At 28.4% G+C, this 21,556-nt stretch carries 22 protein-coding genes and 1 tRNA gene; 9 read left to right on the forward strand and 14 right to left on the reverse strand.

The window, feature by feature from the left end:
• Window positions 1–22 precede the first annotated feature (22 nt).
• Both BMUR_RS14305 and BMUR_RS01810 read left to right on the forward strand, forming a co-directional pair.
• Window positions 23–520, forward strand: coding sequence for a hypothetical protein (locus BMUR_RS14305; RefSeq protein WP_013112887.1), 498 nt, complete (start codon window positions 23–25; stop codon window positions 518–520).
• An 18-nt stretch (window positions 521–538) separates the two neighbouring features.
• Window positions 539–970 carry a flavodoxin domain-containing protein gene (locus tag BMUR_RS01810; RefSeq protein ID WP_013112888.1) on the forward strand — a complete coding sequence of 144 codons (432 nt, stop codon included), beginning with the start codon at window positions 539–541 and terminating at the stop codon, window positions 968–970.
• Window positions 971–1,082: 112 nt separating this feature from the next.
• Here BMUR_RS01810 and BMUR_RS01815 read toward each other — a convergent pair whose 3' ends face one another.
• The 11 genes from BMUR_RS01815 to BMUR_RS01865 all read right to left on the reverse strand — a co-directional run bounded on the left by BMUR_RS01815 (window position 1,083) and on the right by BMUR_RS01865 (window position 12,960).
• A complete protein-coding gene (locus BMUR_RS01815) occupies window positions 1,083–3,185 on the reverse strand; it encodes a 6-bladed beta-propeller (protein WP_013112889.1) in 2,103 nt (700 codons plus the stop codon).
• A 37-nt stretch (window positions 3,186–3,222) separates the two neighbouring features.
• Window positions 3,223–3,295 (reverse strand) — tRNA-Thr (locus tag BMUR_RS01820).
• 73 nt (window positions 3,296–3,368) lie between these two features.
• Entirely contained in the window at window positions 3,369–4,112 is a 744-nt protein-coding gene (locus tag BMUR_RS01825; protein ID WP_013112890.1) for a lytic transglycosylase domain-containing protein, read from the reverse strand.
• A gap of 11 nt (window positions 4,113–4,123) precedes the next feature.
• Window positions 4,124–4,576, reverse strand: coding sequence for a flagellar FliJ family protein (locus BMUR_RS01830; RefSeq protein ID WP_013112891.1), 453 nt, complete (start codon window positions 4,574–4,576; stop codon window positions 4,124–4,126).
• 31 nt (window positions 4,577–4,607) lie between these two features.
• Window positions 4,608–6,065: a FliI/YscN family ATPase gene (locus BMUR_RS01835; protein ID WP_013112892.1), complete on the reverse strand. Its 1,458-nt coding sequence runs from the start codon at window positions 6,063–6,065 to the stop codon at window positions 4,608–4,610.
• A 37-nt stretch (window positions 6,066–6,102) separates the two neighbouring features.
• The gene (gene fliH, locus BMUR_RS01840) at window positions 6,103–7,005 is read right to left on the reverse strand and encodes a flagellar assembly protein FliH (protein ID WP_008731029.1); all 903 of its coding nucleotides are present in this window, start codon (window positions 7,003–7,005) and stop codon (window positions 6,103–6,105) included.
• Window positions 7,006–7,049: 44 nt separating this feature from the next.
• On the reverse strand, window positions 7,050–8,081 hold the full coding sequence (gene fliG / locus BMUR_RS01845) for a flagellar motor switch protein FliG (RefSeq protein ID WP_013112893.1): 1,032 nt from the start codon (window positions 8,079–8,081) through the stop codon (window positions 7,050–7,052).
• Window positions 8,082–8,139: 58 nt separating this feature from the next.
• The gene (fliF, locus tag BMUR_RS01850) at window positions 8,140–9,843 is read right to left on the reverse strand and encodes a flagellar basal-body MS-ring/collar protein FliF (RefSeq protein WP_013112894.1); all 1,704 of its coding nucleotides are present in this window, start codon (window positions 9,841–9,843) and stop codon (window positions 8,140–8,142) included.
• Window positions 9,844–10,073: 230 nt separating this feature from the next.
• Window positions 10,074–10,553: a CinA family protein gene (locus BMUR_RS01855; RefSeq protein ID WP_013112895.1), complete on the reverse strand. Its 480-nt coding sequence runs from the start codon at window positions 10,551–10,553 to the stop codon at window positions 10,074–10,076.
• Window positions 10,554–11,148: 595 nt separating this feature from the next.
• Window positions 11,149–11,940 carry an NADAR family protein gene (locus BMUR_RS01860; RefSeq protein WP_013112896.1) on the reverse strand — a complete coding sequence of 264 codons (792 nt, stop codon included), beginning with the start codon at window positions 11,938–11,940 and terminating at the stop codon, window positions 11,149–11,151.
• Between the two features lie 24 nt (window positions 11,941–11,964).
• Window positions 11,965–12,960 (reverse strand): ABC transporter ATP-binding protein, encoded by a 996-nt coding sequence (locus BMUR_RS01865; protein WP_013112897.1) that lies wholly within the window; start codon window positions 12,958–12,960, stop codon window positions 11,965–11,967.
• Window positions 12,961–13,090: 130 nt separating this feature from the next.
• Between BMUR_RS01865 and BMUR_RS01870 the strand changes: the two genes are divergently transcribed.
• Together BMUR_RS01870 and BMUR_RS01875 are read left to right on the forward strand one after the other, a co-directional pair.
• The gene (locus tag BMUR_RS01870) at window positions 13,091–13,300 is read left to right on the forward strand and encodes a hypothetical protein (RefSeq protein ID WP_013112898.1); all 210 of its coding nucleotides are present in this window, start codon (window positions 13,091–13,093) and stop codon (window positions 13,298–13,300) included.
• 22 nt (window positions 13,301–13,322) lie between these two features.
• Window positions 13,323–14,771, forward strand: coding sequence for a hypothetical protein (locus BMUR_RS01875; RefSeq protein WP_013112899.1), 1,449 nt, complete (start codon window positions 13,323–13,325; stop codon window positions 14,769–14,771).
• Here BMUR_RS01875 and BMUR_RS01880 read toward each other — a convergent pair.
• The 3 genes from BMUR_RS01880 to BMUR_RS01890 all read right to left on the reverse strand — a co-directional run bounded on the left by BMUR_RS01880 (window position 14,764) and on the right by BMUR_RS01890 (window position 16,646).
• A complete protein-coding gene (locus tag BMUR_RS01880) occupies window positions 14,764–15,723 on the reverse strand; it encodes an ABC transporter ATP-binding protein (protein WP_013112900.1) in 960 nt (319 codons plus the stop codon). The two genes, BMUR_RS01875 and BMUR_RS01880, sit on opposite strands and share 8 nt — an antisense overlap.
• A gap of 97 nt (window positions 15,724–15,820) precedes the next feature.
• Window positions 15,821–16,270, reverse strand: coding sequence for a GNAT family N-acetyltransferase (locus BMUR_RS01885; protein ID WP_013112901.1), 450 nt, complete (start codon window positions 16,268–16,270; stop codon window positions 15,821–15,823).
• A gap of 16 nt (window positions 16,271–16,286) precedes the next feature.
• The gene (locus BMUR_RS01890) at window positions 16,287–16,646 is read right to left on the reverse strand and encodes a hypothetical protein (RefSeq protein ID WP_013112902.1); all 360 of its coding nucleotides are present in this window, start codon (window positions 16,644–16,646) and stop codon (window positions 16,287–16,289) included.
• 140 nt (window positions 16,647–16,786) lie between these two features.
• On the opposite strand from BMUR_RS01890, the gene BMUR_RS01895 reads away from it, so the two are divergent.
• The 5 genes from BMUR_RS01895 to mnmE all read left to right on the forward strand — a co-directional run bounded on the left by BMUR_RS01895 (window position 16,787) and on the right by mnmE (window position 21,519).
• A complete protein-coding gene (locus tag BMUR_RS01895; RefSeq protein WP_013112903.1) occupies window positions 16,787–17,530 on the forward strand; it encodes a L,D-transpeptidase family protein in 744 nt (247 codons plus the stop codon).
• Window positions 17,531–17,596: 66 nt separating this feature from the next.
• Window positions 17,597–18,577, forward strand: coding sequence for a WESB_1763 family membrane protein (locus BMUR_RS01900; RefSeq protein ID WP_013112904.1), 981 nt, complete (start codon window positions 17,597–17,599; stop codon window positions 18,575–18,577).
• A 54-nt stretch (window positions 18,578–18,631) separates the two neighbouring features.
• Window positions 18,632–19,081: a tRNA (adenosine(37)-N6)-threonylcarbamoyltransferase complex ATPase subunit type 1 TsaE gene (gene tsaE / locus BMUR_RS01905; RefSeq protein ID WP_013112905.1), complete on the forward strand. Its 450-nt coding sequence runs from the start codon at window positions 18,632–18,634 to the stop codon at window positions 19,079–19,081.
• Window positions 19,078–20,109 (forward strand): hypothetical protein, encoded by a 1,032-nt coding sequence (locus tag BMUR_RS01910; RefSeq protein ID WP_013112906.1) that lies wholly within the window; start codon window positions 19,078–19,080, stop codon window positions 20,107–20,109. Before tsaE ends, BMUR_RS01910 begins: the two co-directional genes overlap by 4 nt.
• 15 nt (window positions 20,110–20,124) lie before the next feature.
• Window positions 20,125–21,519 (forward strand): tRNA uridine-5-carboxymethylaminomethyl(34) synthesis GTPase MnmE, encoded by a 1,395-nt coding sequence (gene mnmE / locus BMUR_RS01915; protein WP_013112907.1) that lies wholly within the window; start codon window positions 20,125–20,127, stop codon window positions 21,517–21,519.
• Window positions 21,520–21,556 lie beyond the last annotated feature (37 nt).

The raw sequence follows: 21,556 nt of genomic DNA on the forward strand, positions 1-21,556 counted from the left end.
AAAAATATATGAGGATTTTTTTATGAGAAATATTTATTTAATTTTATTTATAGTTTTGTCATTATTTTTTGTTTCATGCCAGAAAGATAAAAGTGCTATAGATAAAGCAGCTGATAAAATAAATGAAAAAATAGATGATGCATCAGAGGCAGCTAAAGATGGTGTAAAAAAAGCAGGCGGAGCTTTGGAAGATGTATCAAAGGCTATAGAAAATATAGATACTGATAAATTACTAAATGAAGCCTCAAAAGCCATAGAAAATATTGATACTAGTAAATTATTAGATGAAGCTTCAAAAGCTATAGAAAATATTGATACTAATAAATTATCAGAAGATATTTCTAAAGCTATGGAAAATATTGATACTAGTAAATTATTAGATGAAGCTTCAAAAGCCTTAGAAAATATTGATACAAATAAATTACCAGAAGATATTTCTAATGCTATAAAAAATATTGATACTGGTAAATTATTAAATGATCTTTCTAAAGTTTTAGAAAATGCAAAAAAATCTAATTAATAATTAAAGAGAAAAATTATGTCAAAAAAAATAGCTATAGTAGTATGGAGTAAAACCGGCAATACTAGATTGATGTCTAAGGCTATAAAAGATGGTGCTGAAGAGTCTGGAGCTTCTGTTGAAGTTTTTAAGTCTTATAATTTTGGTATAGAAGAAGCTAAAAGTTATGATACTATAGCTTTCGGCTGTCCTGCTATGGGGGCTGAAACTTTGGAAGATACAGAGTTTTTGCCTATGTATGAAACAGTTAAACCTTATTTGAAAAATAAAAAGATATTTCTATTTGGTTCTTACGGCTGGGGTGATGGTAAATGGATGAGAGATTGGAAAGAAGATACTATAAATAACGGCGTTTCTTTATTTAAAGAACCTATAATAGCAAAAGAAAAACCTTCAGATGATATACTTTATAAATTAAAAAGTGTAGGAAAAGAATTAGCATCTTCCTAAATATAAAATTATATTTTATAAAAAGCGTATTATATATTATTTTTTAGCAAAAATAAGGCTTCTCTCTGCACTATACTAGAGAAAAGCCTTAATTTTTTATATTAATATTTTATTATGGTATCACATATCCCACTTCTTCTTCACCATACATATCTCTATACTGAACCCTTACATTCAAAGCTCTAAACTGTCCGGACTGAGATAGGTTTCTGAAACTGCTGTAATATATATAGTATCTTCCAAAATTAATATTTTTTATTCTTTCAAGTTCTGCTGAATAATTAACAGATAAATCAGCATTTATAGTATATCCATATGTATTTTTTGTCATCAAGTCTAAGAAATAATTAGACTTTTCATTACCGATATAAACCTGATTCAAAGATATAGCATTGTTTTTAGCAAAACTAGCAATGTCACTGAAGTTCATCATATTAAATACTCTGTCATCAGGGCTGCTCACTGTAAAATGTATTACAGCTGTTTTCTTGAAGCTATTTCCTGCAAGTCTTACAGCCTCATAATAAGCATCATCTAAGGCAGATATACCGCCAGTAAAATGGAAGTTGTTTGCATTTTCAAGTATTCTTAAATTTCTTGCATCATAATTATCAGCCTTATAAACCTGATCATTATAATGTATAACCAAAACTTCATCATTTCCTTGTAAGTTCATAGTAAAGTTGCTGATTTCTTCTTTTATTCTGTTTTCATAAGGTTTTGCTGCTGCACTATCTTCTATCAAATATACAAATCTATACTCATGTAGTTCAGGAGCATCATAAAAACCAACTTTATAATCAACACTGGAGTTTTCTTTAACAAAGAAATTATCCGCAGTAAGTCCTATAACAGGATTAGCCATTCTGTCTCTTACTGTAACAGAAGCAACAACTATAGGAAATTTATTTAAATACTCTCTGTCTACAAACACATCCAAATTAGCATAGTACTCTTCTTTTCTAGTATAAACATCAACTCTTCCAGACATAAAATCAGTAAGATATATATCCCCATTAGGTCCTTCTGATACTGATGTAGGAGTAGCTGTATATCTTTCAGAATTATTAAATATAGTAAAAGTATCAGCATTTATATCATAGTAAAAAACTTTGCTTCCGTCAGCTATATAGAGGTTTCCATCTTTAGCAAAAGAAAGTCCTCTAGGTTCATTAAATAAAGCATGTTTAATAGTTTTTATATAATTTCCGTTAAGGTCAAATTGTTGTACTCTTTTATTTCCCATATCAGCAATATATATATACTGACTATTAACTACTATTCCGGCAGGAGAAAATAATTCTCCTTCATTTTCACCGAGTTTTCCAAAGCTGTATAAAAAATTACCTTCTATATCAAATACAGATATTCTATTATTTCCAGTATCAGAAACATACAATTTACCATCATTATCAGCAAAAACAGAAGAAGGTCCTAATAATTGCCCATCACCAATACCAGATACGCCTATATTAGTAATATAATTTCCATTAGAATTATATTTAAATATTTTATCTCTTTTAGTATTTGCTATATATATATTTCCGCTATTATCAATAGTAAAGCCTCTAGGATTTTCAAGTTTTTCATAAGGATAAACTCTTGCTATGAACTGCAAAGCCTTTCTCCACCAGCTTGGCTGAACAACTTCAAGTCTCTTACCATAAGATATTTTATTAAGCAGATTTCCGTTAACATCAAATCTTTTTAAAGATGAATCGCTGTAATCAAGAACATACAAAGTACCGTCAGCCATAGTTTGCACTTGTATAGGCTGATTAATATTTTTTAAGAAATTAGCATTGGTAGAAAATGCCTTCAAATAAATAAAATTACTAAGTATATCTTTTTTCTCTTCTACAGCATTAGCAGAGTCATACTTATTAATTTTAGAAAGTATTATAGGGTCTTCATATCCCATTCTTGCAATATTGAGCCATTCATTAATAGCCAAAGACATATATCCTGCTTTATATAAAGATTTGCTGTACCAATACCTTATAAACTTATCAGTAGGATTAGTATTAAGAGAGTTTCTAAAACTAGCTATAGCAGCATCATAACGTTCCTGATTATAATAATGCACCCCTCTTAATAGCTCTCTGTATGAGTCATAAGTTTCTGTGTTTACATAATACGGAGTTTTATCGAATGTGTATGAAAGCGGCATAACTGTCAAAAAAAACACTATGACCGCTAGAAGTTTTACTCTCATAAATCCTCTTTTATAATTGTGATTTTTTGTGAACAAAAGCCCGCTATCGGGATTGAACCGATGACCCTCACCTTACCATGGTGATGCTCTACCTGCTGAGCTAAGCGGGCAGCTTTGTAAAATATTATAAAATTACAGAATAAAAAAGTCAAGCAAACTAATTATTTTTTAGTTATGTTAACTTTACTTTATATATCCTATAATATTTTTAACATAGTTTTGTGTTTCCTCAATGTTGGGAATCCTTTTAAGCCTGTCAACCAAATTAGGTCCTGCATTATAAGCAGACAGAGACAAATCAAGTCTTCCGTCATATCTGTTTAACATTTGAGATAAATACTTGCTTCCAGCCATAATATTAGTATATGGGTCTTTAAGCATTTCTTTATCTGTAACACCTAGACCAACACCAGTTTGCGGCATTATCTGCATCAAACCTACAGCACCCTTATGACTAACAGCATTTGATACATAGTTTGATTCCTGTTTTATTACAGCTTTAATCAGATTCTCCGGCAAAGAATATTTTTCAGCTGCTTCTTTAATTATATCATCATACTTAGTAGGGAAACTTTCTACTGAAGCCTTTTTATATGCATTAATAGCCCTAGCAAAATTATTTGTATTTTCTTCATAAACTCCAAAAGATATTTTTCCTTTAAAAGCATCTGAAGAAGTATCTCCATTAATAACTTTACCATTATCTAATTTTTTATTAGTATCATTAATAACAGAACCGTCCAAATTATTATTAACTTCTACACTATTAACTTTACTTTCTGTATTATTTCCAGCCATAGCTTCATTTAAATGTTCAGCAAATGGTTTTGAAGGAAGAGTAGTATTAATAGGAGCAAATCCAAGTTTATTAAAAGTTTCCTGAATCTCCCCTATTCTTGATTGTATTCTTTGTACAGATTCTATCATAATAATACCTCTTAATATTCATAAGCATCGCCGGCAACATACTCTTTCTTCCATTCGTCCAGCTTAGCCTGTTCTTCTTTATTCATTAACTTTTTATATTCTAATAATTTCTTTTCTTTTAATAATTCAACAGCCCTTCTCTGTCTTGAAGCCTCCTGCAAAATTTCCTGCCTTCTTCTAAGCTCCACACTAATTTCAGCCATATTATCTTCATGGATAGATATCTGAGAGTTCAAAGCAGTTATATACTCTCCCAAATAAATACTCATAGAAAGCATTTCATTATCATCTTCTATGCTGTCAACATATCTTATCCCGTCATCTATTTTAAGCAGGCAGCTATCTTTTCCGTCACGCTCCTTATTATATTCAGCAGAAACTTCAGCTACTTCAGCCTGTCTTTGTTTTTCTATATTTTTTCTAAGTTTATATAAAGGCTCAAGTTTAAAATTAAATCTCTTCATACTGCAATAAATCCAACAATTCTTAATTTACCTAAAGTATAACAACATCATTATTAGCATATTCTACATTGTCGGAAATATTTGTTCTGTCTTCTGCTCTTTTTACATCTCCGCTGTTTACTAAATCTTCTTCTATCTCTTCCTGCGAATAGAACATAGATAAAAGAGCCTCTTTACTGTCAGCAAAACTTGAAACCTCATATACATCTTGCTGCAAATATCTATCCATCATAGGCTTATAATCAATAGCTCTGTCAACTTCTGGCATACTGCCCTTAGCATAGCCTCCAATCATTATAAGCTCTTTAGCCTCATTATAATCAGCACTCATCTTTAAAAATTCTCTTGCTGCCTTTTTATGCATATTGGAAACTACTTCATTCATAATCCTTGATATGCTTTTATTAACATCAATAGCAGGGAAATGCCCTCTATTGGCTAAATCTCTTGATAAAACTATATGCCCGTCTAATATACCTCTAACCGTATCAGTAATAGGTTCGTCCAAATCATCACCTTCAACTAATACATTATAAAAAGCAGTAATAGTCCCTTTATTAGAAGTACCTGTACGCTCCAAAAGTTTGGCAAGTTCTGAAAATACACTTGGAGTATAACCTCTTGTTGTAGGAGGCTCACCTCTTGAAAGTCCAATCTCTCTTTGAGCTAAAGCAAAACGTGTTACAGAATCAACCATAAACATAACATTTTTGCCTTTATCTCTAAAATATTCTGCTATAGTAGTAGCAGTATAAGCAGCACGTACTCTCAAAAGCGGGGCGTCATCACTTGTAGCAACTACTAATACACTTCTTTTTAATCCCTCTTCTCCTAGGTCTCTTTCTATAAAATCTCTTACCTCTCTTCTTCTTTCACCAATTAAAGCTATAACATTAACATCAGCATTGGTATTTCTAGCTATCATTGACAAAAGTGTAGATTTACCAACACCAGTACCGCTCATTATAGCCATACGCTGCCCTTGCCCTACTGTAAGAAGTCCGTCTATAGCTCTAACACCAGTTTGTATATGCTTTTTTATTCTAGGTCTGTTCATAGGGTTTACAGCATTATGAGATACTGCAACTGGAGTTTCATAAAAATTATGTCCGCCTCCTGCAAGAGGTTTTCCTCTGGCATCAAGCACTGTACCTAATATCTCATCGCAGCACATAACTGATAAAGGTCTTTCAAAAGAATAAACCATATTACCGAAAGTTATTCCATTAACAGGTCCGTAAGTAGCTAAAAGAACATCTTGATTTCTAAAACCTATAGCTTCCGCATCAAGATAGGTGTCATCATTCATATATATACGGCACATATCTCCAAGTTTGCAAAATGGTCCCTCGCTTATTACTAAAGAACCTATAACTTCTTTAACCTTTCCGTAAGATTTTAATAAAGCTACATCATCAACTACTTTTCTGTACTTGTCAAATGTTTTTCTTACCTCTTTAATAAAATCTACATTTTCATCTTTTATCATCAGCAAGCCCTATTACAAATTAATATCAAAATTTTAATTAAAAACCTTTTATAGGTTCAACTTCTTTAATAGCAGTTTCTATTTCATTAAGCTGAGTATTTATTCTAGCATCAATATCGCCGAAGTCAGTTTCTATCATACATCCGCCCACATCAACATTAGGGTCTTCAAGAACAGTTACACCTTCTATCTTATCAAGCATTTGATAAAACTCATCTTTATGTCTAGCGGAAACTTCCAAATCATCAATATTAACTCTAATAGTGATTTTTGTTCTTCCTTTAATTCTTCTTAAAGCTTCCTGAATATTTCTAATAACTATACCTTTATCTCTTTCTGTAAGCATTTTTACTACACGCTTAGCTATAAGTACAGCTACTTCAATAACCTGAGCTTCTGCTGCATCTATTATTTCATTTCTTTTATTAATAGTTTCAGCTAATATTTTTTTCATTTTTTCTGTTAATTTAATCAAATCATTATTGCTGTCAGAAAAAGACTTTTCAAAGCCTTCATCATATCCTTTAGCATAACCTTCTTTGTATGCTGCATCTTTAATAGATTCAGATTCGCTTTGTATTTTTTCTTTTTCAGCATTAGCATCTTGTATTATCCTTGAAGCATCAACTTTAGCCTGTTCGGAAATAACATGTGCCTCATTTTGTTTTGATTTAAATATTTCAAAGGCCTGAGTTTTAGCATCTTCAATAATTCTGTCTGCCTCATCAACAGCCTTTCTTCTCATATCTCTCAAATCTTCTTCCCACTGAGCTCTAAGTCCTGCAATCTCAGCTTCAATCTCTTCAATAGAAGGACCTTTATATTCCTCCTGAGACTCTTCATAATCGAGTTCTTCTTGTGATTTATGATGAGGTACAGCAATATTAACTTTTTGAGTAAGCTCTACAATACTTTTAGATTTAAAAACCTTTTCTGGCATAATTTAAACTCCATAATATTAATAATCAAGCATATATTTTTACATCATACAACCATTTCATCTTCACCAGCACGGGCAACAACAATATCACCTTGTTCTTCAAGTTTACGTATGATATTAACGATTTTCTGCTGTGCTTCTTCAACATCTTTAAGACGAACAGGTCCCATAAAGTCCATATCCTCTTTAAGCAATGCAGCAGCACGTTTGGACATGTTTCTGTAAACTTTATCCTGAGCATCTGTATCAACACTTTTAAGTGCTTTAGCCAAATCGCTTGAATCAACTTCACGAAGTACTTTCTGTATAGCTCTGTCATCAAGTAAAACGATATCTTCAAATACAAACATACGTTTCTTGATCTCTTCTGCAAGTTCCGGATCATCTTCTTCCAAGCTCTCAATAATACTTTTCTCAGTAGATCTATCAACGCTGTTAATAATTTCTACTATAGAGTCTATACCGCCGGCAGAAGTAAAGTCTTCGCTTGCAAGAGTAGAAAGTTTTCTTTCAAGTACCCTTTCAACCTCTCTTAAAACCTCAGGAGAAGTTCTGTCCATTATGGCAATACGCTTAGCTACATCAGGCTGTATCTCTGTAGGCAAAGCTCCCAATATACTAGCAGCTTTTTGGGCTTCCAAATATGCCAAAATAAGTGCTATAGTTTGAGGGTGCTCACCTTGTATAAAGTTAAGCAAGTGAGCTGGGTCTGTACGGCGTATAAAATCAAAAGGTCTTACCTGTAATGAAGAAGTAAGTCTGTTTATGATATCGCTTGCCTTCTGACTTCCTACAGATCTTTCAAGCAAGTCTCTTGCATAATCTATACCGCCTTGAGTTATAAAGTCCTGAGCTATCATCATCTCTTGGAATTCTCTAAATACTGCATCCTTATCAGCAGCTTCTATATTTTCAAGTCTAGCAATATCAAATGTTATTTGTTCTATTTCTTCTTCTCTTAAATGTTTGAATATTTCGCTTGAAGTCTCCATTCCTAGGGATACTAAGAATATAGCAACCTTTTGACGACCGCTCAAAACACGTTGTTTTTTATCTTTTTCTTTATCTGCAGCCATAATTTTTTCTCCTAATTTTTATATTTATAACTCAATTTTTTATTTACACTTTTAACAATTAACTCTTATCATCTGCCATCCAAGTACGAAGCAGCTGAGCAACGTCATCTGGTCTTTCATGGCTTACACGTATAACTTCGTCCATAAGTTTTTTACGTGCAGCATCTTCTAAACTCATTTCGCTTATAGGCTCTTCATTAGCATTCATCATAGCCTGTCTGCGCATTTCCATTTGTTTGCGTTCAAGCTCTTCTTCTCTAAGTCTGCGTCTTCTAGCAAGTTCTTTCTGTATAGCTCTTATTACTAATGCTAATACAAACAATATTAGTAAAGAAATCATTGTTATGATTAATGTTTTCTTTATAAATCTGTCACGCATAAGTTTAGCATCTTCAGCATTAAATCTGTCCCAATGGTCAAACTGAATATGTGTTACACTTACTTGGTCTCCTCTTTTTAAATCATAACCAATAGCCGCCTGTACCAATGATGTAACATTTCTTATCTCTTCTGTTGTTACTGGGTGATATTCTCTTACATAACTGTTGCCGTTAGTAATTACAGGATCCCCATTAACATCATATACTTTTGTCCATCTTCCGTCCAAAGCAACTGCAGCAGATATTTTACCTATTTGATAACTTCCTTTTTTAATAGCTTCATATCTTTTACTTAATTCATAATTGTCCTGCGAATCTGTTTTTGTGTATGTCTGCCATCTGTCGCTTTTATCTTTATATCCCGGAGGTACATTTTCTTCAGCACCTGCAGCACCCTGAGGTATAAACTGCTGACCTTTCCAGTCTTCTGTTACTGTACGGCTTGAAACCTGAACCTTATTAGTAAACTGACTGTCATCATAAGGTGTTGTAGGATCATCTTCTTTTAAGATTATTGGAAGAACTAAATTGTTTGTTATACTAACATCGTCCCATATAAGTTCTAATGCGATTGTTGTTTCTACTCTGTTAGTGTATATTCTTCCCAATGTTTGTCTTATTTTATTTTCTATATTTTTTCTTTCTCTATCAACTATTTTTAACTCTTCCTGAGCTACTTTTAATTTTAAGTTTGCAGCTTCATCTGTAAAATCTGTTAATACATAACCTGTACTATCTGTAATTGTTACAAACTCTGGTTTTAATTTATCAACACCCATTGCTATTAACTGCTGCAAGCCTCTTACTGTTTTAGGATCTCTTAAAACGTCCTCTTTAAAAGGCTGTGCTTTAATAACAACTGAAGCTGTAACTGGAGAATCTATGTCAGTCAAATATTCTTTCTTAGGAAATGCCAAATCAACTGTAGCTTCCTGTACAAAATCTAATTTTGTTAAAAGCTGAGTAATAGCTTTAGTTAAAGATCTTCTTTTGTTTATATCAAGCTCAACATCTGTTATACCAATACGAGGGGCGTCAAATAATTCCCAGCCGTCTACTCCTGTAGGCATTCTTCCCTCTTTTACCAATTCTAATTCCGCTCTTGCTTTATCATTCTGATTATTAAGTGTGATAAAGCCGTTTCTGTATTGGTATCTTATGTTATTAGCATCTAAAACTGCTATAACATTTCTAGCGTCTTCCTGAGTTAATGCCTGCTGAAACAATAATGTTCCTGTTTTTCTTGATGTAAGCATTATTGTTGCAATTATTGCTCCAAGACCTACTACTAAAACGCCTATTAACACCGCTTTTTGAAGTGTTGTTGTTTTAGAAAAAATATTTCTTATTTGACTTGTCAATTTATTTATAAAGTCCTGCATTAGAAACCACCTAATAAAAGTTATCTTTAGAAATTATCGGTTATAGTTATGTTTACTTTATAAAAAAATTATGTTTATTTATTAGTTTACATAATTATTTTATCGTTTTATGAATATTAGTTTACATAATTATTTTTGTCAACAAGTAAACATAATATTTTTTAAATTTATGCTGGACTTTTTAGATTTTTTTGATAAATTTACTAGGCGTATAAAAAAGTTTATGCATACTAACATTTTTTTACAAAACTCTCAACCAAATTCAAAGAAAATAATACGCTCTGCTCCCTTACTTCGTCCCTATTTCCAGAAAATATATTTTTATAAGCCTTAATATAACCTTCAGCTGACAAACATATCCATACCAAACCAACAGGCTTATCTTCACTTCCTCCAGAAGGTCCTGCTATACCGCTTATTGCTATTGATATATCGCTTTCCATTATCTTACGGCTATTTTCTGCCATTTCAAGTACGCATTCCTCGCTTACAGCCCCGTATTTCTCCAATGTTTCCTCTTTTACATTTATAATTTTATGCTTTATTTCATTAGAATAAGTTACAAAAGAGCCTTCAAAACATTCTGATGAACCTGATACTGAAGTTATATTAGCAGCAAATAATCCGCCTGTGCATGATTCTGCTGATGTTATTTTTAAGCCTCTTTTTATAAGAAGTGCAACTACTTCTTTAGATTTTTCATAATTCATATAAATACTCCGCAATTTATAATATATAAAAACACAATAATCATAAAAAAATAAAATATTAAATATTTTTTATTTGTTATTAATATAAATTATTAAAACTGCTAAATTCGGTATATACATAAACAATTATAATTTTTCAGCTTTTAGTCATTTAAAGACTATGTTTTAGTTAACCATTAATTAATATAAAATATTTTATAAGTTGTATACCTACCATATTTAATATGTAAAAATACGGTTCTTTCACTGAAAAAACAGCCAGTTTTTAAAAGAATTTTTCATGCACGTGTGAATATGTAAATCTAAAAAAACTCATTTTTGACAAATTATAGTTATTTAAGTATATACTAAAAATTTTTAAGTTTGTAAAAAATTATTTTTTATATTTTTATCATTATATACAACTACTCTCCATTGTCATGCGGCACACTGCTGCTGACGAAGTACCCTTTGGTATAAGAAGTCTAATTAACACATATTTACATACTTAAATAATAAATTATAAAATATTATATTTATAATTAAATATTAAATAATTTTTACAGTTAATTTTGAAGTAAGCATATTAGTAACGTATATAGTATTATTTTAATCTTTATATAAAGAATTTTCTACAATCTATCAAATCATAATTTTTATATACTCTTTTTATTTCATCTCTTACTTGCATTAGAGCGAAGCCCAATAAATTTTCGCCTTTCCAACAAAAAGGATTTTCTATATTCTCATCATCATACTTCATCTTTATTCCCCATACTTTGTCATAAGGGCTTGCCTCAGCTAATACTTTGTTTTTTGTGCTTAATAAAAAATTTCTTAAATCAGTATTTTGTGAGAATTTATAATAATTACCTATAAATACTATTTTGTATTTCATATTATTCCATATATTATCATTAAAATTTTTTACTTTTCTTCCAAGTTCTTTTATAGCTTTAGGCTGATTAGTATTCAAAATTTCATCAGCTATATTTTTATCATCAAATAATAATGCCTTATTATACATCATATATTTTTCCATACAGTTAAATGTCAAATCATTCTCTCTAAAATCTTTAATATACCACTGACTTAATGATGATTTATTAATTTCTTTTTTATCATTAGAATGTCCGTAAAAGAATAAAAAGTCAATCTTATTACCAGCATTAAAATCTTTTTGAAGTTTTAACAAAGAATATTTTTGATTTAGTTTTACATTACAATATACTGTTCTATAATCATTAATTAGATAGCTGTCATAAAAACCTTTAAATATTATAGGCTCTTCAAAAAGTTTTTTATATTCTTCTTTATCATCATTTGAAAGTTTATTAAAATAATTATGAAATACTCTATTATAAGAACTATTATTTACAAACCAAACAGGAGGCATTATATTCTTCATAAAAAACTCTCATTTAATATAAAATCACTCAGCAAATATACATGCAGCACTATGATTTTCTGAAATATTTTTTAATGCAGGGATATTATTTTTGCATTCATCTTTTGCATATATGCATCTTGTGTGAAATCTGCATCCTGAAGGTATATCAGAAGCATTAGGTATCTCACCTTTAATAGGAAGCTCTTTTATTATGTTAACTCTGCCTGAAGAAGCGTCTGGAACAGCAGCTATCAAAGCCTTAGTATAAGGGTGTTTAGGATTATCTATTATTTCATCAGCATCTCCAATTTCTACAATAGTTCCCAAATACATTACAGCTATAACATCTGCAAAATATCTAGCTGTTGAGAGGTCATGTGTAATATATATGTAGCTTAAATTCTTTTCTATCTGAAGCTCCTTCATCATATAAAGAATCTCAGCCCTTGTTGACAAATCTATCATAGATACAGGTTCATCAGCAACAACCAATTTTGGATTAAGTATTAAAGCTCTTGCAGTAGCTATTCTCTGACGCTGACCTCCTGAAAGCATATGCGGATATCTTTCCATAAACTCCTCTGGAGGATTAATCTTAACATCTCTTAAAGCCTTAATAACAATCTCATCATAAACTTTTTCATCTCCATCAATATTATGAATATATAAAGGCTCTTTTAATACATCTTTTATTTTAAATCTAGGATTCATAGAAGCATAAGGATCTTGAAATATCATCTGAACATTTCTTCTATATCTATGAGCTTCTTCTTTGTTAAAGTTATTAATGTTTTCATTCTCAAATATAATATTTCCAGAAGTAGGATTAATTAATTTCATTATAAGTTTACCTATAGTAGTTTTCCCGCTTCCAGATTCTCCTATTACTGCTAATATCTCTCCTCTTTTAAGCTCAAAGCTAATATCATCAACAGCTTTAATCTCTTTAGATTTTTTCATTAAACTTTCTATAATATTGGCATGCGGATTAAAGTATTTTTTGACATTTTCAAGTTTTAATATTATATCTTTGTCCATTTATAACTCTTAATAATTTTATTTTTTTATAATAGTAATATATTATAATTCATAAATCAAGTATTTAAATTTAATAATATTAATTGACTATTGATTTATATATAGTATAATCTGTAAAATAGGATTTTCTATGAAACAAACAAACAAACAAACAAACAAACAAACAAACAAACAAACAAACAAACAAACAAACAAACAAACAAACAAACAAACAAACAAACAAACAAACAAACAAACAAACAAACAAACAAACAAACAAACAAACAAACAAAATAATATACATAATTATCTTTATTTTTTCAATATTTATAGGAATAACAACCAGAATAGAGCTAACTAATTCATATTCCCTTAATTCTGATATGATAGAACATTATTATCATATGAGGCAGTATTATGATAATAAAAAACTCCCAGTCACTGGTGCATTTTTAGTTGGTGCAGAATATACAGCCAATGAATATGATAGCAATTCTACACTATTCAGTGATAAAATACCAAAAATACCCGGAGGATTCTTCTATATAGAATATATTGTTTATTATTTTTTGTCCGGAGAAAACTTATATATTGCAAGAATATTATATGGAGTAGCAATGTCATTATTTTCATGTATATTTTTATTATGGATATATAAAAAATTTGAAGTGAAAATATTTGCTATTATGACATCATTAATTTTTGTTAATATAACATTTTTTACAGTAACAAATAGATTCTATAATCCTCATACTGTATTTATATTATCATATATTTCAATCCCAATTATATTAGAATATATAACGAGTAAAAAACTAAATTTCATATATGCTATATTAATATTTCCAATAATAGCATTAGAAGCAATGGGACATATAGCTGCATTTTTTAGCATAGTTCCTACACTTATAGTTTATTTTATAATAAGATGGAAAATAACAAAAAAATATATAATTCCTATATCAATAGGTATATTTATATCGTTTCTATTATATGTTCCTTATTTGATATCTGAGATTAATAATGGATTTCAAAATTTTAATAATGTTATTGAATTAAAAAATCAAGCCAAACATATATTACAGCCGCCTCAAATTTGGTCTATACTTTTCTTTCCAACTAACGAATCTAATGCTAATTATGGCAATACAATATCTGCAATATTTTCACCTTGGTTTAACGGTGATATAAAATTAATATTTAGTTTTATTTTTTATATTGCATCTGTCTTAATAGGAATATCATCTTTTATTATTCTATTAAAAGATTTTTTTCAGCATAAACTTGAAGGTGATAATAATTTAATTTTTAAAGAAACTGCATTAATATATTTTCTGTATATAATAGTAACCGTTGCAGTATTTATGATTTTTAATTTAGGTGCTGCAAGAGCTAGATATTTTTTTAACATATATCCATTGACTTTTATTCCTATAATATATCTAATAAAAAAAATAGAGAATAAAAAAATATTTAATGTATTTTTAATATTCATATTATTAAATCCTTTAGCTGTATATATAGAAACAAAATATATAATATATAAAACATCGGATAATGAAGGCTGGAATTTTATGGTAAATCATATAGAGGCAATAAATGAAGATATTTCAAATTCTCAATTTTATACATTTGATTTATCAGCTAATAACGATTATCCATATATTCTATTTAAAATAGAAAATAAAAATTTTTATATAGATACAAATGCCAAAATAAAATACAATATTATACCAAGCTTTGATAAAAATTTTAATCACTCAAATATGGAGATGATTTATAGTAATAAACAATATATTACATACAAAGAATTTAAGACAAATATTAATTAACTAAATGACAAGCACATAAATGACCATTACCAGTATCTTTTAATATAGGCTCTTCATCTTTGCATTTATCAATTCTTTTTTTGCATCTGTCATAAAACATGCAGCCTTTAGGCGGATTTAATAAATCCGGAGGAGTACCTTCTATAAACTCCAATTTACTTACCGCCTTATTTAATCTAGGAGTGGCAGCTAAAAGTCTTCTTGTATATGGGTGTTTAGCTTTTGTATATATATCCTCATTACTAGCAAGCTCGGCAATCTTTCCTCCATACATTACGCATACCCTGTCAGAAATCTCTGCTTCTAAAGCCAAATCATGGGTTATAAATATAAATGACAAATCAAAATCTTTTTTAAGTTTTTTTAATAAATTAATTATCTGTGCCTGAACTATAACATCCAATGCCGTAGTAGGCTCATCAAGTATAATAAGTTTAGGCTTCAAAAATAAAGCTGCAGCTATTACCACCCTCTGCTTCATACCGCCTGAAAGCTCATGGGGATATCTTTTATATATACTTGAATGAAGTCCCACATATTCCAAATACTCTTCTATAAGTTTATTTGCCTCTGTTTTATCCATATCAACATGTCTTTTAAGTGTTTCAAGCATTTGACTTCCTATAGTATAAACTGGTGTTAGAGAGTTCATGGCCCCCTGAAAAACCATAGATATTTTCGACCATCTTATATTTTTTCTAATATATTCTTCTTTAAGAGGAATAATATCTTCATTATCAAGTATTATCTTTCCGCTTTCATACTTACCGGGTATAGACGGCATTCTTAAAAGAGATGTTCCCAAACTTGTTTTACCGCATCCAGACTCTCCTACTATACCTAGGGTCTCGCCCTTTTTTATATTAAAACTAATATCATTAATCGCTTTTATCAAACCTTTAGAAGTATGATAATACATTTTTAAATTTTCTACTTGAAGTATATTTTCCATTTATATTCCTGTTATATTTCTAATCAAAAAATAAATATATTATGTTAATTATAATATAATATTAATATTTTTACAATTAACTTTTAAAAATAATAATTCAGTAAATCATATAATGGAAATGAACGCCGTTTTCTTCCTGAATATCATTATAAAGCTTCATAAATCCAAGTTTTTTATAAAACTCCAAAGCATAATCACTTGCTTTCACAGTATATTTATCAGACTTTAAAATGTTTTTTGCTTCTTCAAATAATCTTGTACCTATTTTTGATTTGAAATATTTATCATCTACGAAAAAAAGAGAAATATGATCATAATTAATTATTTCTATCATACCCAAAATAGAATTATTTTCATTTCTTGCTATAAGTATGAGAGAGCCTTCCATAAAAAATCTTAATCTCATATTGTCAGAAGATATAAATAATAATACATTATTTATACCCTCTTCTGTGTCAATATGTGAATTGTATTTTAAATACATATTTTTGACAAGCATAGAAATTTCTTCAATATCATCTACACTTGCTTTTTCTATTTTTATCACTTATATAAATTGTATATTATTCAAAAACTTTTATAAGTCTCTGAAAAGGCAAATGATTAGTGTCTTTAACAAAAGAACCATTTTTATAATATCTTAAATATGGTATTAAACCATTATTCCATACTGTTTCTTTAAAATTCATAAATGGCTCATATAAAGGACTTTGATTATACATACAAATATAAACTGTAATATCTATAGGTGATTTTTCTTCATTAACTTTTAATTCTCTTTCTAATCCTTTCCAATCTCCGCACCAATCCTGTGTAAATATAGCTATTACATTTTCTGAAGATTTTTTTATATCATCACTCACTTCTTTGGTATCAATTATATTCTGCATCTCTTTTTCATCAATAGTTTTGAAAGTTAGCATTAGCTCCTCCGTAAAATATATATAATTATTATAATGTTATAACTTAGTTAGATAGATAATACAATAAAAAATAGTTTTAATCAAGGCAGTTAATGACGATAATAAAGCAATTAAATAATTCGTATTTATATGGAGGTTAAATGAAAAAAATTATTATCTGCACTATAGCTATATTTAACATCATAAGTTCAGTATCATTTGCAGATAGTTTTCTTGATGAACAAAAAAGATATGCTAGAGTAAGAACAGCAATAAAAGAAAAAGATGCATTAATAAAACAAAATATAATAAATAATAATATCAAATTAAATGAAATGAGCATTCTAATAACTGCATACAAACAGGAAGACATACTAGAAATATATGCAAAAAACAAAAATGATAAAACATACAAAAAAATAGCAGAATATAAAATAGCAGCAAAATCTGGAATACTAGGTCCTAAAAGAATGGAAGGAGATTTGCAGGTGCCTGAAGGTTTTTATTATATAGACAGATTTAATCCGGCAAGCAGCTATTATCTTTCTTTGGGCATTAATTATCCTAATGAAGCAGACAGAAAAAAAAGCAATGCCAAAAGATTAGGCGGTGATATATTTATTCATGGGGCAAATGTTACTATAGGATGCATGCCTATGACCGATGATAAAATTAAAGAAATATATTTATATGCTATATATGCAAAAGATAATGGACAGAATAAAATACCTGTATACATATTTCCTTTTAAAATGACAGATGATAATTTTAACTATTATAAAGAAATATATGAAAGCTCATTAATAGATTTTTGGAAAAATATAAAAGAAGGATATGATATATTCCAAAATACTAAAAAAGAAATAAACATAAAAATAGATAATAACGGAAACTATATATTTTAATGTCCTTGCAATTTTTTTATAATGGTATTATTATATATATGTACATAATAATCGGATATTACTTTAATGATTCAAGAAAATAAAAATAACTCTTTTATTAGTAAATACAATTTTTGGTCTTATATCCTTATTGCAATTGTATTTTTTAATTATTTATTATTCAGAGCTATTGTAATTGACAGTAATTCTTCTATATACCTAATTACATTTATCTTGGATTATATAGTATTAATATCATTTTTTTTATTAGTATTCTACAAATTCTATAATTTTATATTCACATCTCAATTACTGCTTTCTATTATTGGAATACTATTTTTAATATTCGGAACTCTAAAGTTATATGCTATTGATATAAGCGTATATAATATAATAGAACTTTTATTTTTTATATCACTATTAGTTCTCACTTTGATGATATTAATTCCAATGATATTATCAAAAACTATAACAGAAGCAGAAAGAGGTATTTATATATTTATTTTACTTTCTTTATTGTCGTCTAACATAAACTATCTTATAATATCAGCAAATAAAATTATAGATACTGACAGCTTTCATTATATTTCAACTTATATTTCTAATTATATGTCAAAATTATCATCATTTTCTTTTTTGGTATTAATGATATATTATATATTAATATTTATAAAAGAAGTCATTATGAAAAATATAAATATATCATTTATGTTTGCAGTAATTGCTATTATACTCTCAATAGCAGCTATATTTTATTTTGGAAACAGTTTTTTCTTAATCATAATATCATTTTTCAGTGCTTTAGGAATTGTAATGTATCTTCATTTTGTTGTTTATATGGTGATTATGATTATGTTTTTCATAACTTTATTCACATCATTTATGACTTCAATAGTATCAAAAGAATATTATCCTAAACTTATAATATTTACACTTTTTATACTTGCAGGACTTGATATGAGTAATTTTTCTTTAAGATTGATAGCAGTATTTGCAATTATGGAAATGTCTGGCATTCAAAATAATCAAAAAGATGCTGCTTCATATTTGACAAATAATGACCTATGATATATTATTTTTCATTATTAAATAACAATTAAAAATAAATAAAAATTATTAAATATGAAAAAAGAAATTTTAAAAGAAGAAGAAAATATTGATATTAATAGTATAGAAAATATTGCTGAATATTTAAAAAGCATATTAAAAGATGGTGATATTGTGATAATGGAAGGCAATTTAGGATTTGGAAAAACTACATTTGTACGTATATTATCAAGACTTCTTGAAAGCGATAATATAGTAAGCAGTCCGTCTTTCACATTAATAAATGAATATGACATAATACTTAAAGGCAAAGAAAGTACATTAAGGCATGTTGATTTATATCGTCTTGACAGCAGAGAAGAGCTTGACGATATAGGATTTAAAGATAAAATTAGAGAAAACGGAATTACTATTATAGAATGGGGAAATAATTTTATAGACTATTTTGAATCTCCATACTATTTGTTTGAAATAGAAATGAAAGAAGAAAACAGCAGATTATATAGGATAAGTTTGATTTCATGAAAAAAATTTTTTTATTATTTATTATATTATTTTTAACACTATTTATTTTATCATGCAGTAACAGAGTAATAGATAATAATACTGTAATATATTCAAAAACAACTGTCTCTTCAGTAAATATTATTATAGGAAATGCAATAGAATATGAAGTGCATATAATATCAAAAAATGGTATAGATTATAATTATGAAGATGTTTCCTTTGATGATAGAAACAATAAAACAAGAATAATATCAGTAGAAAATAAAACTAAAGACAGAGGAAAATATAAAGAAAGAATTATCAAATACCAAATAGGTTTTTATGATATAGGTCAGTTTGTAATATATCCTTTTAAGATTTCTTATAATTATAATAATGAATATAGAGAGCTTTTAGGCGAAGATGTTAATATATTAGTGAACTCTTTTTCTGACGGAGAAACCCTTCCTCCTATGAAAAGAACTATGAGCATACCTATGCCTAAATATGTATGGATATTTGCTGTATTAATTGTTATTGCTGTTATGGCTATAATAATATTAATATTCTCTATTATAAAATATATAGAAAAGAAATTTAATGAGAAAATTAACATAAAAGAAGATACAGAAGCATTAAATGCATTAAAAACATTAGACTGCACTACATACTACAATGAAAATAAATATGCTGAATACTATTTTGAATTAACATTTATATTCAAAAGATATCTTACAAAGAGATTTATGTTTAATATAGAAGATATGACAACAAGCGAGATTAATGAGCTTTTTCAAAATCATCACTTTAATGAGAGCGAATATATAATGAATATGCTTGAAGAGTCAGACTATATAAAGTTTGCCAAACAGATTCCAGAACTTAATATAATGCAGAAAGATTATGATTTTTGTGTGAATTACATAATAAATAACGGAAACTTACAAACTGCTTTAAAACTTCAGGAAAAAGAAAATAAAAGAATAGCAAAAGAAGAAAGAAAAAAATTAAAACAAGAGAAAAAGATGAATAAAAAAATACATAAGCTTGAAGAAAACAATAGTTAAGAGTTTATAAAAATTATGAGTGAATACGATATAAAAGACACAATAGCAGCATTATCAACCCCCTATTCAAAAAGTGCATTAGCTTTAATAAGAATGTCTGGAAGCAAAGCATTGGAAATAGCATCAAAAATATGTTTTTATGCAGGAGATGAAAATAAAAATATAACAAAATTTGAACATAGAAAAAGCTATTATGCATTAGTAAAAGATGAAAATAATACTCCCATAGATGAGCTTATAGTGCTTTCAACACTTGCTCCAAATACATTTACTTCAGAAGACACTATAGAGTTTATTTCACATGGAAGTATAGTTGTAATAGACTCACTTTTAAATTTATTAATAAGAAACGGAGCAAGAGCTGCAAATAGAGGTGAGTTTACATACAGAGCATATATTAACGGACGTATTGGTATAAGCGAGGCTGAAGCTATACATGATTTAATAGATTCCAACAACAGACTTATGGCAGAGGCAAGCATATATAAAATGCGCGGAAGACTTACAAGAGAAATTGATAAACTCAGGGATAATATTAAAAACTCTCTAATTCTTGTTTACGGAGAATTAGATTTTCCGGAAGATGATACAGAAACATTTTCTTATGATAAATTAATAGAAAATTTTATAAATATAAAAAAGGATATAGAAAACATTTTATACAATTCAAACAGAGTAGAAAATCTTATTAACGGTATAAAGATAGCTATACTTGGAAGAGTTAATGCTGGAAAAAGCAGTATATTTAATATGATACTCGATAAAAACAGAGCAATAGTTTCTAATATAGCTGGAACTACTAGAGATTTTTTAAGCGAGAATATATATATTGATAATATACCATTTTATTTGATGGATACGGCGGGGTTCCATAAAGAGGCTGACAATGATATAGAGCTTGAAGGTATAGAAAGGGCAAAAAAATGTGCTTATGAAGCGAATATTATACTTGCTGTGTTTGATTCATCAAGAAATGCTGATGAAAATGATATCAATTTAATAGAGTTTTTAACAACTTTAAAAGATAAAAATATAATATACATTCTAAATAAAAGTGATGAAGAGAAAAAATTTGATTATAATATTGACTCAAATAATATTATAACTATAAGTACAAAAACAAAAGAAGGTAAAGATAAATTAATAAAAGAATTAAAAAATTATGTAAATGATTCAGACATTGATATATTTAATAAAGAAAGCTATGTCAATAACAGAGAAAGAGGATATTTAGAAAAAGGGCTTAAACAGCTCGATATATGCATAGAAAAATCTAAAATGTCGTTTTCATTAGATGAAGTAGCAGAAGAGATGAACATATTAAACAATATACTAGGAAATGTAAGCGGAAAAATAGATGCTGAAGAAGTAATTAATGAGATATTTGCCAACTTCTGTATAGGAAAATAATTATAAAATTTCACTTGATAAACCATAAAAAAATAGT

Origin of the sequence: Brachyspira murdochii DSM 12563 (assembly GCF_000092845.1) — a bacterium.
In the GTDB taxonomy this organism is placed as follows: Bacteria; Spirochaetota; Brachyspiria; order Brachyspirales; family Brachyspiraceae; genus Brachyspira; species Brachyspira murdochii.

What these genes read in the sequence shown, in the direction of transcription:
- BMUR_RS01870 (WP_013112898.1), top strand. Translation starts at nt 13,091, where the DNA reads ATGAAACAAACAAACAAACAAACAAACAAACAAACAAACAAACAAACA.
- BMUR_RS14305 (WP_013112887.1), top strand. Translation starts at nt 23, where the DNA reads ATGAGAAATATTTATTTAATTTTATTTATAGTTTTGTCATTATTTTTT.
- BMUR_RS01835 (WP_013112892.1), bottom strand. Translation starts at nt 6,065, where the DNA reads ATGATAAAAGATGAAAATGTAGATTTTATTAAAGAGGTAAGAAAAACA.
- BMUR_RS01855 (WP_013112895.1), bottom strand. Translation starts at nt 10,553, where the DNA reads ATGAATTATGAAAAATCTAAAGAAGTAGTTGCACTTCTTATAAAAAGA.
- BMUR_RS01880 (WP_013112900.1), bottom strand. Translation starts at nt 15,723, where the DNA reads ATGGAAAATATACTTCAAGTAGAAAATTTAAAAATGTATTATCATACT.
- BMUR_RS01810 (WP_013112888.1), top strand. Translation starts at nt 539, where the DNA reads ATGTCAAAAAAAATAGCTATAGTAGTATGGAGTAAAACCGGCAATACT.
- BMUR_RS01865 (WP_013112897.1), bottom strand. Translation starts at nt 12,960, where the DNA reads ATGGACAAAGATATAATATTAAAACTTGAAAATGTCAAAAAATACTTT.
- BMUR_RS01830 (WP_013112891.1), bottom strand. Translation starts at nt 4,576, where the DNA reads ATGAAGAGATTTAATTTTAAACTTGAGCCTTTATATAAACTTAGAAAA.
- BMUR_RS01825 (WP_013112890.1), bottom strand. Translation starts at nt 4,112, where the DNA reads ATGATAGAATCTGTACAAAGAATACAATCAAGAATAGGGGAGATTCAG.
- BMUR_RS01860 (WP_013112896.1), bottom strand. Translation starts at nt 11,940, where the DNA reads ATGAAGAATATAATGCCTCCTGTTTGGTTTGTAAATAATAGTTCTTAT.
- fliH (WP_008731029.1), bottom strand. Translation starts at nt 7,005, where the DNA reads ATGCCAGAAAAGGTTTTTAAATCTAAAAGTATTGTAGAGCTTACTCAA.
- BMUR_RS01875 (WP_013112899.1), top strand. Translation starts at nt 13,323, where the DNA reads ATGATAGAACATTATTATCATATGAGGCAGTATTATGATAATAAAAAA.
- BMUR_RS01895 (WP_013112903.1), top strand. Translation starts at nt 16,787, where the DNA reads ATGAAAAAAATTATTATCTGCACTATAGCTATATTTAACATCATAAGT.
- BMUR_RS01890 (WP_013112902.1), bottom strand. Translation starts at nt 16,646, where the DNA reads ATGCTAACTTTCAAAACTATTGATGAAAAAGAGATGCAGAATATAATT.
- BMUR_RS01900 (WP_013112904.1), top strand. Translation starts at nt 17,597, where the DNA reads ATGATTCAAGAAAATAAAAATAACTCTTTTATTAGTAAATACAATTTT.
- mnmE (WP_013112907.1), top strand. Translation starts at nt 20,125, where the DNA reads ATGAGTGAATACGATATAAAAGACACAATAGCAGCATTATCAACCCCC.
- BMUR_RS01910 (WP_013112906.1), top strand. Translation starts at nt 19,078, where the DNA reads ATGAAAAAAATTTTTTTATTATTTATTATATTATTTTTAACACTATTT.
- BMUR_RS01815 (WP_013112889.1), bottom strand. Translation starts at nt 3,185, where the DNA reads ATGAGAGTAAAACTTCTAGCGGTCATAGTGTTTTTTTTGACAGTTATG.
- tsaE (WP_013112905.1), top strand. Translation starts at nt 18,632, where the DNA reads ATGAAAAAAGAAATTTTAAAAGAAGAAGAAAATATTGATATTAATAGT.
- fliG (WP_013112893.1), bottom strand. Translation starts at nt 8,081, where the DNA reads ATGGCTGCAGATAAAGAAAAAGATAAAAAACAACGTGTTTTGAGCGGT.
- fliF (WP_013112894.1), bottom strand. Translation starts at nt 9,843, where the DNA reads ATGCAGGACTTTATAAATAAATTGACAAGTCAAATAAGAAATATTTTT.